Annotated in this window: 12 protein-coding genes; 10 read left to right on the plus strand and 2 right to left on the minus strand. The window is 40.4% G+C overall.

Translation table 11 applies throughout. The features are described from left to right. Positions 1 to 16: 16 nt before the first annotated feature. On the minus strand, positions 17 to 1,024 hold the full coding sequence (locus tag HMPREF3112_RS05870) for a PTS sugar transporter subunit IIB (protein WP_048674285.1): 1,008 nt from the start codon (positions 1,022 to 1,024) through the stop codon (positions 17 to 19). A 386-nt stretch (positions 1,025 to 1,410) separates the two neighbouring features. On the opposite strand from HMPREF3112_RS05870, the gene HMPREF3112_RS05875 reads away from it, so the two are divergent. Continuing rightward, the gene (locus HMPREF3112_RS05875) at positions 1,411 to 2,142 is read left to right on the plus strand and encodes a cyclase family protein (protein ID WP_037599032.1); all 732 of its coding nucleotides are present in this window, start codon (positions 1,411 to 1,413) and stop codon (positions 2,140 to 2,142) included. Between the two features lie 44 nt (positions 2,143 to 2,186). On the opposite strand, the gene HMPREF3112_RS05880 is transcribed toward HMPREF3112_RS05875, so the two are convergent. Further along, positions 2,187 to 2,999 (minus strand): Cof-type HAD-IIB family hydrolase, encoded by an 813-nt coding sequence (locus tag HMPREF3112_RS05880; RefSeq protein ID WP_014633589.1) that lies wholly within the window; start codon positions 2,997 to 2,999, stop codon positions 2,187 to 2,189. A gap of 208 nt (positions 3,000 to 3,207) precedes the next feature. Here HMPREF3112_RS05880 and HMPREF3112_RS05885 point away from each other — a divergent pair, with 208 nt between their 5' ends. The 9 genes from HMPREF3112_RS05885 (at position 3,208) to infB (ending at position 12,479) form a co-directional block, all read left to right on the plus strand. After that, entirely contained in the window at positions 3,208 to 4,629 is a 1,422-nt protein-coding gene (locus tag HMPREF3112_RS05885; protein WP_037599034.1) for an NCS2 family permease, read from the plus strand. Positions 4,630 to 4,903: 274 nt separating this feature from the next. Further along, on the plus strand, positions 4,904 to 5,347 hold the full coding sequence (tsaE, locus tag HMPREF3112_RS05890; protein ID WP_014633907.1) for a tRNA (adenosine(37)-N6)-threonylcarbamoyltransferase complex ATPase subunit type 1 TsaE: 444 nt from the start codon (positions 4,904 to 4,906) through the stop codon (positions 5,345 to 5,347). Then, on the plus strand, positions 5,340 to 5,861 hold the full coding sequence (locus tag HMPREF3112_RS05895) for a GNAT family N-acetyltransferase (RefSeq protein ID WP_070438634.1): 522 nt from the start codon (positions 5,340 to 5,342) through the stop codon (positions 5,859 to 5,861). Before tsaE ends, HMPREF3112_RS05895 begins: the two co-directional genes overlap by 8 nt. A gap of 8 nt (positions 5,862 to 5,869) precedes the next feature. After that, entirely contained in the window at positions 5,870 to 7,123 is a 1,254-nt protein-coding gene (locus HMPREF3112_RS05900) for a glycopolymer--peptidoglycan transferase LytR (RefSeq protein WP_070438637.1), read from the plus strand. A 152-nt stretch (positions 7,124 to 7,275) separates the two neighbouring features. After that, a complete protein-coding gene (rimP, locus tag HMPREF3112_RS05905; RefSeq protein ID WP_002883745.1) occupies positions 7,276 to 7,749 on the plus strand; it encodes a ribosome maturation factor RimP in 474 nt (157 codons plus the stop codon). Positions 7,750 to 7,814: 65 nt separating this feature from the next. Continuing rightward, a complete protein-coding gene (nusA, locus tag HMPREF3112_RS05910; protein WP_002886615.1) occupies positions 7,815 to 9,014 on the plus strand; it encodes a transcription termination factor NusA in 1,200 nt (399 codons plus the stop codon). A 20-nt stretch (positions 9,015 to 9,034) separates the two neighbouring features. Further along, a complete protein-coding gene (gene rnpM / locus HMPREF3112_RS05915; RefSeq protein ID WP_002883779.1) occupies positions 9,035 to 9,331 on the plus strand; it encodes an RNase P modulator RnpM in 297 nt (98 codons plus the stop codon). Further along, entirely contained in the window at positions 9,324 to 9,626 is a 303-nt protein-coding gene (locus tag HMPREF3112_RS05920; RefSeq protein ID WP_002947460.1) for a YlxQ-related RNA-binding protein, read from the plus strand. The genes rnpM and HMPREF3112_RS05920 overlap by 8 nt, the downstream gene beginning before the upstream one ends. An 18-nt stretch (positions 9,627 to 9,644) precedes the next feature. Next, entirely contained in the window at positions 9,645 to 12,479 is a 2,835-nt protein-coding gene (infB, locus tag HMPREF3112_RS05925) for a translation initiation factor IF-2 (RefSeq protein WP_070438640.1), read from the plus strand. Positions 12,480 to 12,511 lie beyond the last annotated feature (32 nt).

The following is a 12,511-nucleotide window of genomic DNA, read 5'->3' on the forward strand; positions in this document are numbered from 1 at the left end:
TATGCATCCTCCAAAATTATTTCTTCTCTGCTAATTTAGTTTCAGCTGACTTAATCAAGGCATCAACGTTTGCTGGGCTATCACTTGGCACCCCACGAACGTCAAATTTGACACCCAATGATTGCAACTCTTTGATAGCATCCACATCTGTTTGGTCAAATGAAAGAGCCTTAGTAACGTTGACTTTTCCTTCTTTATAAGCTGAAGAACCAAGGTTGATTTCTTTAACATCAACACCTGCTTTAACAGCAGCAAGAGCATCTTCAACAGATTCAAAGAGAAGCATAGCACGTGTATCTCCAAAACGTGGGTCATTGTTTGCTTTAACCATGTTTTTAATTGGGATAACGTGAACTTGAACACCAGATGGAGCGGCTTGTTTAATCATGTTTGTACGAAGTTTATCATGACAAACAGTGTCTGAAACAACGATGATACGGTCTGGGTGAGTTGAGTGAGTCCAACCAGTCGCAACCTGACCGTGGAGGAGACGTGTGTCAACACGAGCCAAAACGTATTTGATTTTTCCATCACCAAGAACGGTTCCTTCAGGAATGGTACCTTTAGGAACAGAAGGCTTAGCGTCTGCTGGTTTAGTGTCTTCTTCAGGAATAAGGCCTTCTGGAAGGACTTTAACGCCTTCTTTTGTTTCCTTATAAATGTTAGCGACAATCTCTTCAACCCCAGCATCAGGAGCTACCATACGTTCTGTATATGCTTGGATAAGCATTGGCAAGTTGAGTCCTGTCACGATAACCATCTTGCGATCAGGATTTTCTTCCTTGATTCGGCTTGCCTGGTTAAATGGTGATCCAGACCAAAGGTCTGCAAGGACTAGAATTTCGTCGTCAGCGTCAAATTGAGCAATGGCATCTTTGAAGTGAGCGTACAAGTCGTCAGGACCTTCATTTGGCATGAAAGTAACCACTTGAACTTTCTCTTGTTCACCAAAAATCATAGAACCTGATTGGTGAATACCTTCAGCGAATTTACCATGGCTAGCAATAATAATACCGATACCCATTAGTGTTCTTCCTCCTTTTATATATTGCTTCTTAGGAATAGAAAAATGATTATTGGTATTATCATTCATGACATGAAAATGACAACAATATTTTTTTAGTCCCTCGAAAATTAGAACAATCTAATTGTAAAACGTTATCATAGATTTGTCAATGCTTTTCGTAATAAAAGTGTCATAAAATTGAAAAAAATATCAAATTATCGCAAATATACTTTCTTTTCAGACAATCAGACAAAAGGTGTTAGATATAGTTTGAAGCTATATTTAAATAGAGGAAATGGGATTATGATAAAATGAGATAAATGCTTGTAATAGCTAGTAATGGCTGCTATAATTTCGTCAATTAACTGTTTAATGTTAAATCTATAAGAAAAGAGGACCTCCTTATATCAGATTTACTAAGTATTTATAAAGAATTGCAATCTAAGAAATGGGTTGACTTGACCCACAAAATTAATGCAGAAAGTCCACACTTTCCAGCTCTCCCAGCCTTGAAACAAGAAGACCTTTTTACATTAAAAGATGGTTTTCATGTTCAAAAATTTACAGTGGTTGGTCAATACGGAACGCATATTGATGCACCGATTCACTTTGTAGAAGGTGGTCGTTGGTTGGATGAGATTGCCCTCAAAGATCTTCTTTTACCACTCTATGTTATCGACAAGTCTAAAGAAGTTGCTGCCAATCCAAACTTTATTTTGAGCAAACAAGATATCTTAGACTTTGAAGCAGAATATGGACAAATTACTGAAGGGGCCTTTGTCGCTTTTCGTAGTGATTGGTCGAAGCGTTGGCCAGATCAAGATGCTATGCGCAACCTTGATGAAAATGGGGTTCAACAGAGTCCAGGGTGGAGCCGTGAAGCTCTAGAATTCTTGATTTATGAACGTCAGGTTAAGGCTGTCGGTCACGAGACTTTTGATACAGATGCTGGCATTCCAGCAGCAGAACATGGTTTGGTAAACGAATACTACCTCTTGGAACAAAACATTTATCAGGTAGAAGTTTTGAATCAATTGGATCAAGTTCCAGCCGTTGGTGCTTTGATTTCGATTGCATTTCCTCACTGGGACAAGGCGACAGGCTCCCCAGTGCGTGCAGTGGCTATTTTACCTTAATCATAAGAAAAAACACCGAAGAAATTTTCGGTGTCTTTTGTTATTTATAAGAAGAGTTCCTGGAGTTTGCGAGCAACGCCATCCTCTTCATTAGTCCACTCAATTTGTTCGTTAGCGTGGGGGAGAAGGACAGAGCTAGCATTCTTCATGGCATAACCAGTTTTAGCAAGTTCCAACATCTCTGTGTCGTTGTGTTCGTCTCCAAAAGCAATCAGATCATCCGTTGATTTGCGCATAGCCTTAAGTAAGTAGTTTAGGGCGTAGGCCTTGTTAATACCTTTAGGTGAAAACTCCAAAATATTAAGCGGGCCACCCCAAGAATCAACTTCAATTTCTTCCTTGAAGTCTTTCTTGATATCATCGGCTAGCTGGTACTTATCTTCGTGACGAGTTTGCATAAGAAGAGCATTTGGGTTGCGCGTGATTTTAGTTGGTTCTAAACGCATAGCCTCAATAATTTTATCAACACCAAAGAGTTGTGGTTGGATACGTTCTGGGTGATTCATAGTGATATAGAAGTGTTTTCGATATTCACTAGCCAGAAAATCCATCTCTAATTCATCATGGCGTTGTAAGAGGCTAATCAGATATTTCTTATCTAATTTAACCGAATGCTCATAAGCCCAGTCTTGGTCTGGAAGATTGGTCAAAGAGCCGTTGAAGGTGATGAGTGGTGTTTCTAACCCTAGTGTTTTGTAATGGTCAATAGCCATACGATAAGGACGACCTGTAGCAATAACGACTTGGTGTCCTTTGTTTTGTACGTCTTTAATCGTTTTTTGTGTAAATTCTGAAATAGTTCCATCTGGGCGTAATAACGTTCCATCAAGATCTAGTGCAATCAATTTTTTTGTCATGTTCCTATTATAGCAAAAATCTGTCCTTTGTTGGTGATTAAGAAAGAGCTTTCTAAGAACGTTCGGTTTTTCATAAGAAAAGTCTCAGGAAATAAACCTTGCACCGTCAAATGATTTCATGTAGAATAGTAATGTTGCATTCTACATGAGAATGTTCCGAAATTATTCGGATTTTGACAATATTTTTTATTAAGGAGTCTAAACTTTCATGGAAAAGTTTTTCAAATTGAAAGAACATGGTACTGACGTCCGCACAGAAGTGACTGCCGGATTGACAACTTTCTTTGCCATGTCTTACATCCTCTTTGTTAACCCAGCGATGTTGGCCCAAACAGGAATGCCTGCACAAGGTGTTTTCTTAGCAACAATTATTGGTGCGGTTGCAGGGACATTGATGATGGCATTTTATGCTAACCTACCATACGCTCAAGCGCCTGGTATGGGGCTTAATGCCTTCTTCACCTACACAGTGGTCTTTTCTTTGGGTTACACTTGGCAAGAGGCCTTAGCAATGGTCTTTCTATGTGGTGTTATTTCATTGATCATCACGGTAACTAAAGTACGTAAGATGATTATTGAGTCTATTCCAACAGCTCTCAAATCTGCTATTTCAGCAGGTATCGGTGTTTTCCTTGCCTATGTTGGGATTAAAAATGCTGGTTTCTTGAAATTCTCAATTAATCCACATACCTACACTGTAGCAGGCAAAGGTGCTGACATGGCTAAGGCTTCAATTACAGCTTCATCGTCAGCTACACCAGGTTTGGTTGCTTTCAATAACCCAACTGTAATTGTAGGTTTGATTGGTCTTGCGATTGCGATTTTCTTTATTGTTAAAGGTATTCGTGGTGGTGTTCTTCTTTCAATCCTCGTAACGACTATCATTGCTATCTTTGCTGGTGTCGTTGATCTTGGAAGCATTGACTGGCACGCAGCTAGCTTGACATCATCTATTAAGGATCTTGGTCAGGTCTTTGGTGCAGCGCTTGGATCTAAGGGATTGGGATCACTCTTTGCAGATGTTTCTCGTTTGCCTGGTGTCTTTATGGCTATTCTTGCCTTTTCATTGACTGATATCTTCGATACTATCGGTACCTTGATTGGTACTGGTGAGAAGGTTGGTATCATTGCTTCAACAGGTGATAACAACGAATCAAAAGCTCTTGACCGTGCTCTTTACTCTGACCTTGTTGGTACAAGTATTGGTGCCATTGCAGGGACTTCAAACGTTACAACTTACGTTGAATCTGCAGCAGGTATTGGTGCTGGTGGACGTACTGGTTTGACAGCTCTTGTGGTTGCTGTACTCTTTGCCATTTCTAGTTTCTTTAGTCCAGTGGTGTCAATCGTTCCAAATGCGGCAACAGCGCCTATTCTTATTATTGTAGGTGTTATGATGCTCTCTAACCTTAAGAGTGTCGATTGGGAAGACTTGTCTGAAGCTATTCCTGCCTTCTTCACTTCTATTTTCATGGGATTCTCATATAGTATTACTTATGGTATCGCAGCTGGTTTCCTTACTTATACTTTGGTCAAAATCGTCAAAGGTCAAACTAAGGATGTCCACTTTATTATGTGGATTTTGGATATCTTGTTTATCCTTAACTTCATCAGTATGGCTGTGTTCTAAAGCTTGAAAGTTAAAAGTCTGTATATTTGTCAGGCTTTTTCTTTTGCGATTTTATCTGGGGAATGTGAGAGAGTTACTATTGGTTAACTTTTGAAACTATAGTAAGTTTTACAAAAACATTTCTAATCTATGAGTGGTTGATGTGGTTAAAATAAATTGAAGATTAAAATACACATCTTAACTTCTTACTTAAATGATTCGATATTTATAAGTTTCTACTGTATTTTTACAGTGGATTCTAGTCCATATTTTTATTTTTTGATATAATGAAAACATGATTTACAGTCAAAATGAAGAAGAATTGATTAGTATCGGCCAAAAGTTAGGTCGACTGCTCGATTCTGGAGATATAATTGTTCTCTCAGGTGATCTGGGAGCTGGCAAAACAACCTTAACCAAGGGGATTGCCAAAGGTTTGGATATTTCACAGATGATAAAGAGTCCAACCTATACTATTGTAAGGGAGTATGAGGGGCGGCTGCCACTCTATCATTTAGATGTCTACCGCATTGGTGATGATCCTGATTCTATTGATTTGGATGATTTTCTGTATGGTGAAGGTGTGACCATCATCGAGTGGGGTGAGCTCCTAGACGAGAGTCTGTTAGGGGATTATCTCCTAATTTCGATATCTCATCATGGAGATGGACGTCAGTTGCTTTTTGAATCTTTCGGTCCTAGAAGTAAGGAGATTCAGGAGGAAATGGTAAATGGCTGAGCAAGAATTAGTCATTGAGGAAGCTCAAAGAGAGGATGCTGCCTCTCTAGCTCGTTTACTAGAGACTGTAGCCTTGGAATCGGATTTTCTAGCACAAGATGATAGAAGTTCTATACTGAGTGTTGAACAGTTAGCCACTTATATTGAAAGTCATCAGCATAGGCTTAATGAGATTTGTTTGGTGGCAAAATTGGGTCATGAGGTCATTGGTGTTTGTAATGTTACCTCTGATCAAGATACTAAGACCAGTCATATCGCCGACGTATTTATTGCGGTTTCTAAACCCTACTGGGGGAATGGTGTTGGCCAGTTTCTTATGGAAACAATGATTGACTGGGCAGATCATACACCAACTATCCGCCGCTTAGAGTTGACGGTTCAAGCACGTAATGAACGGGCGGTTCATCTCTATCAAAAATTCGGATTTGACATTGAAGGCACTAAGAAACGTGGTGCAAGAACTAAAAATGGAGAATTTCTAGATGTTTACCTTATGGCTAAACTCATAGATTAGGAAAAAACATGAAACTTGGACGAAAAATTTTATTGATGTTGTTGGCGATTTTTGCAACGACAGTAGTAGCTGCTGGTATTTACCTAACGACAACTTATAATTACGCCACAGGCGAATTGTCAAAAACGTTTAGGGCTTCTAAAGCAACTTCAGGGAATAGTAAGGCTATTCAACAGACTAAGCCTATAACTATTCTCTTGATGGGGGTAGATACAGGATCCAAAGAACGTAAGGAAACCTGGGAAGGAAACTCTGATACCATGATTTTGGTAACAGTGAACCCTAAGACTAAGAAAACAACCATGACCAGTTTGGAACGTGACCTTTTGACAGATATTGAGGGGTCGGGTGAAGCAAAACTAAATTCAGCATATGCTGAGGGTGGTGCTGACTTGGCTATTTCAACCATTCAAAAGGTTTTAGATATTGATATTGACTATTATGCACTGATTAATATGCAGGGTATGATTGATTTGGTAGATGCTGTTGGTGGTATTGAGGTAACGAATCATTTTGATTTTCCAATTTCGATTGCAGAAAATGAACCTGAATTTCAGGCAAAAGTTGAGCCCGGAACCCATAAAATCAATGGTGAGCAAGCTTTAGTCTATTCACGTATGCGTTACGATGACCCTGATGGTGACTATGGTCGCCAAAAACGTCAACGTGAGGTTATTCAAAAAGTTGTAGCTAAGCTCTTGAAGATGGACTCTATTGGTTCTTACAAGAAAATTTTGTCGGCTGTAAGTTCAAATGTTCAAACCAGTATCGATCTTGGTGATACCAATACTTTGCGTAGCTTGATGGGTTATAGTGATGCCCTTAAAAATATTAAGTCATACCAATTGGCTGGTTCGGATGCCATGATCGATGGAGGAAGCTATCAAGTAGCCTCCACTGAGGATATTCTTAAGGTGCAAAATCGCATTAAGCAGGAAGTTGGTAAGAAGAAAGTTTCTGAATCTAATCTTAAGACTAGTTTGGTTCTCTATGGTTCTGGTAGCTCTAACTATGGCTCAGATGATTTCGTTAATTCTAAAGGAAGTGCGGCTTCGAGTGAGGCATCTTCAAATTATGAGGGCGGGACATCTGAGGCAGCTGGTGGTGGGTCAGTAAGTACCTACAATGGAGGTACTACCTATAGCAATAACTATAGTGAAAACACAGGTAATTATGTTCAGGAACAAGGTACGACAACCCCTACATACAATAATAATGGATCGGGTGTGACTACTTATAGCACTGTTCCAGCGGCGCAATAAATAAGGTTGGGTGATTCCCAACCTTTTTGCTTTGAAATGATAGCAATATGGTTATTCCTTGCAATGGCTTTTGACCTATGCTATAATATAGGAAAATAACGAAAGAGAGGCGGAGTAGAAACTTCGTCTCTTGTGTGTGTAAGGAGGTCATAATGTCGCAAAAAATTATTGATCTCGTGACGGCAGTCGTAGCTCCAGCTATTCCTGAGCCATACGAACTGGTCGATATCGAGTACGAAAAGCTTGGCGGTGACTATGTCTTGTCAGTTTTGATTGATAAGCCAGGAGGTATTACTGTAGAAGATACTGCAGACTTGACTGAAATTATCAGTCCCCTCTTGGATACTATTCAGCCTGATCCTTTCCCGGATCAATACATGCTGGAAGTTTCTAGTCCAGGGTTAGAGCGTCCCTTAAAAACCAAAGAAGCTTTGACAAATGCTGTTGGTCAGTATATCAATGTTAGTCTTTACAAGGCTATTGATAAGATCAAGATTTTCCAAGGTGACTTGGTGGCCTTTGATGGGGAAACCCTAACAATTGATTACCTTGATAAGACTCGCCATAAAACTGTTGAGATTCCCTATCAAACAGTTGCTAAAGCTCGTTTGGCAGTCAAACTCTAAAACTCTTAGTGTAAATAAAGAAAGGATGCCAGTTTTAGCCTTTAGAGGCTAAAACAACAAAGAATATGAGCAAAGAAATGCTAGAAGCCTTCCGTGTCTTGGAAGAAGAAAAACACATTAACAAGGAAGATATCATCGATGCTGTGGTTGAATCGCTTAAGTCAGCCTACAAGCGTCGTTATGGTCAGTCAGAATCAGCTGTAGTTGAATTCAATGAAAAAACAGGTGATTTTCAAGTTTATACTGTTCGTGAAGTTGTAGACGAAGTCTTTGATAGTCGTTTGGAAATTAGCTTGAAAGATGCCCTTGCTATCAGCTCTGCTTACGAGCTTGGTGACAAGATTCGTTTTGAAGAGTCAGTTGATGAATTTGGCCGTGTTGCAGCGCAATCTGCCAAACAAACCATTATGGAAAAGATGCGCAAGCAGATGCGTGAAATCACTTATAATGATTATAAGCAACATGAAGGTGAAATCATGCAAGGAACAGTTGAACGCTTTGACCAACGTTTCATTTATGTGAATCTTGGAACGCTCGAAGCTCAATTGTCACGCCAAGACCAAATTCCTGGCGAAAGCTTTAAGTCACACGACGTCATCGATGTTTATGTTTATAAAGTTGAAAACAACCCTAAAGGTGTTAACGTCTTTGTAAGCCGTAGCCATCCAGAATTCATCAAACGTATCATGGAACAAGAAATTCCTGAAGTATTTGATGGAACTGTAGAAATCATGAGCGTGTCTCGTGAAGCTGGTGATCGTACCAAAGTTGCTGTTCGCAGTCACAACCCTAACGTTGATGCTATTGGTACTATCGTTGGTCGTGGTGGAAGCAACATCAAGAAAGTTGTCAGCCGTTTCCACCCAACACGTTTGGATGCTAAGACAGGTATTGAAGTTCCTGTTGAGGAAAATATTGATGTTATTCAATGGGTTGAAGATCCAGCTGAATTTATCTACAATGCTATTGCACCGGCTGAAGTGGACTATGTTCTCTTTGACGAAGATGATAGCAAACGTGCGACAGTGGTTGTACCAGATAACAAATTATCTCTTGCAATTGGTCGTCGTGGACAAAACGTTCGTTTGGCAGCTCATTTGACTGGTTACCGTATTGACATCAAGTCAGCTTCTGAATATGAAGCACTCGAAGCTGAAAAAGCTGAGGCTGCTACTGAGGAAGTTGTTGACGAGATTGTTGCAGAAGATGCTACACCTGTTGAAGTCACAACAGAAGAAGTAACTGAAACAACAGAAGCAGAATAAGAAGAACATAGAGGTGTTTGATGGCTAAAACACGAAAAATACCTTTACGCAAATCAGTTGTCTCAGGAGAAATCATTGATAAACGTGATTTGCTCCGCATTGTAAAAACTAAAGATGGTGAGATTTTCATTGATCCAACAGGAAAGAAAAATGGCCGAGGTGCTTACATTAAATTAGATAATGAAGAAGCTCTCCAAGCTAAAAAGAAACGTGCTTTTAACCACAGTTTCTCCATGGATGTTCCTGAAAGTTTTTATGATGAACTCATTGCTTATGTGGATCACAAGGTCAAAAGAAGAGAGTTAGGTCTTGAATAACACAGAAAAATTGTCAAATATGTTGGGACTAGCACAAAGAGCTGGAAAACTTATTTCTGGTGAAGAACTTGTCATCAAGGCAGTTCAATCAGGGCAGGCGAGACTAGTTTTTCTTGCCAATGATGCTGGTAGTAACGTGACTAAAAAGACGACTGATAAATGTAACTACTATAATATAGAAGTCTCCACAGTGTTTAACGCACTGGAATTAAGCATGGCTATTGGTAAACCAAGAAAAACGGTTGCTGTAGTTGATGCTGGATTTTCAAAGAAAATGAGGACTCTTATGGAATAAAGAATAGGAGGACATCACGTGTCAAAGAAACGATTGTATGAAATCGCAAAAGAGGTTGGTGTAGAAAGCAAGGTTGTTGTTGCAAAAGCTCAAGAACTTGGTCTTTCTGTGAAGAGCCATTCCTCATCAGTTGAAGAAGCTGATGCTAATCGTATCACTTCAAGTTTAAAAGGGAGAACAGCTAAGGCTGAAAGCAAGCCAGCTCCTAAAGCGACACCAACTCCTAAAGAGGAAAAGGTAGCGCCTAAGGTTGATAAGGTACCTGTTGCCAAATCAGCTCCAGCTAAAGAAACATCAAAGGCTGAAGTCAAAGAAGCCCCTGCGACTCCGAAAAAACCACAAAGCCGTAATTTTAAGGCAGAACGTGAAGCACGTGCCAAGGCAGAAGCAGAGCGTCGTCAAAACGGCGGAGGCCGTGACAACCGTAATCGTAACCGAAATCAACAAGGAAACGATCAAGGTAAACGTCAGAATAATAATCGTCGCAACCAAAATGTAAATGGTCAAGGCAACCGTAATAATGGGAACCGCGGTAACAATAGTAATCGTGACCGTAATTTCCAAGGTAAACAGCGCAATGATCAAGGTCGAAATAAACGTAACGATGCTGCCCGCAACAATCAGGCAGGTCCACGTATTGACTTTAAAGCGCGTGCAGCAGCCTTGAAAGCAGAGCAAAATGCAGAATATTCACGTCAAAGTGAAACACGCTTCCGTGAAGAAAAAGCTGCAGAGCAACGCCGTGCGAAAGAGCAAGAAAAGGCAAGAAAAGAAAAACAACAGGCTGAAGTCGCTGCTCAAAAAGCAGTTGCTGAAGCTAAGCCAGCTCCCAAGCCAGCACCGGCTGCTCAACCAGCTCCAGCTGCGCAAGCACAAGATACACGTCGTAAAAAGGCACGTCCAGATAAATCACGTGATAATCGTCGCGAGAATGAAGATGGACCTAAGCAAACAAGAAATAATAAGTGGAATAATCAAAACCAAGTGAGAAATCAACGAAATAGTAACTGGAATAAAAACAAAAATAAAAAAGGTAAAAATAACCGTGGTAATTCAGCTCCAAAACCAGTAACAGAGCGTAAATTCCATGAATTACCAAAAGAATTTGAATACACTGAAGGCATGACGGTTGCAGAAATCGCAAAACGTATTAAACGTGAGCCAGCTGAAATCGTTAAGAAACTCTTCATGATGGGTGTTATGGCAACTCAAAACCAATCTCTTGATGGGGATACTATTGAGTTGTTGATGGTTGACTACGGTATTGAAGCAACCAAGAAAGAAGAAGTCGATAATGCTGATATCGAACGTTTCTTTGTTGACGAAGACTACCTCAATAAAGATGCTATGGTAGAACGTGCACCAGTTGTTACTATCATGGGACACGTTGACCATGGTAAAACAACCCTTCTTGATACCCTTCGTAACTCACGTGTTGCGACTGGAGAAGCTGGTGGTATCACACAGCATATTGGTGCCTACCAAATTGAAGAGGGTGGTAAGAAAATCACCTTCCTTGATACTCCAGGACACGCGGCCTTTACATCTATGCGTGCCCGTGGTGCTTCTGTTACAGATATTACTATCTTGATTGTCGCTGCGGATGACGGTGTTATGCCACAAACTATTGAAGCCATCAACCACTCTAAGGCTGCTGGTGTTCCAATCATTGTTGCGATTAACAAGATTGATAAACCAGGTGCTAACCCAGAGCGTGTAATCGGTGAATTGGCAGAGCATGGCGTTATCTCAACTGCATGGGGTGGGGATAGCGAATTCGTTGAAATTTCAGCGAAGTTTGGTCAAAATATTGAAGAATTGCTTGAAACAGTTCTTCTTGTGGCTGAAGTGGAAGAACTTAAAGCTGACCCAACAGTTCGTGCCATCGGTACCGTTATTGAAGCGCGTTTGGATAAAGGTAAAGGTGCGGTCGCAACCCTCCTTGTTCAACAAGGTACCTTGCATGTTCAAGACCCAATCGTTGTTGGTAATACCTTCGGACGTGTCCGTGCTATGACTAATGACCTTGGTCGTCGTATTAAGACTGCAGCACCATCAACACCAGTTTCAATTACTGGTTTGAACGAAGCGCCTATGGCGGGTGACCATTTTGCCGTTTATGAAGATGAAAAAGCAGCTCGTGCAGCCGGTGAAGAACGTGCCAAACGTGCCCTTATGAAACAACGTCAACAAACACATCGTGTTAGCCTTGATAACCTCTTTGATACCCTTAAAGCTGGTGAATTGAAGACTGTTAATGTTATCATCAAGGCCGACGTACAAGGTTCTGTTGAAGCCTTGGCAGCATCACTTCTCAAGATTGATGTTGAAGGTGTTCGTGTTAATGTTGTTCACTCAGCAGTAGGTGCTATCAACGAATCTGATATTACTCTTGCGGAAGCTTCAGATGCTGTTGTTATCGGATTTAACGTTCGTCCTACACCACAAGCACGTCAACAAGCGGAAACTGATGAAGTTGAAATTCGTCTTCACAGCATCATCTACAAGGTTATCGAAGAAATCGAAGATGCCATGAAAGGGATGCTTGATCCTGAGTTTGAAGAAAAAGTCATGGGTGAAGCTATTATCCGTGAAACCTTCAGAGTTTCTAAAGTCGGAACAATCGGTGGGTTCATGGTTACTAGTGGTAAAATCACTCGTGATTCAAGTGCCCGTGTGATTCGTGATGGTGTCGTTATTTTTGATGGTAAATTGGCAAGCTTGAAACACTTTAAAGATGACGTTAAAGAAGTCGGAAACGCTCAAGAGGGTGGTTTGATGATTGAAAACTACAACGATATTAAAGTTGATGACGTTATCGAAGCTTACATTATGGAAGAAATTAAACGTTAATTTTGTTAGCTTAAAAAAAAGCTTACTTAGGA

The sequence above is a fragment of the Streptococcus sp. HMSC10E12 genome (assembly GCF_001807855.1).
GTDB lineage: Bacteria > Bacillota > Bacilli > Lactobacillales > Streptococcaceae > Streptococcus > Streptococcus salivarius.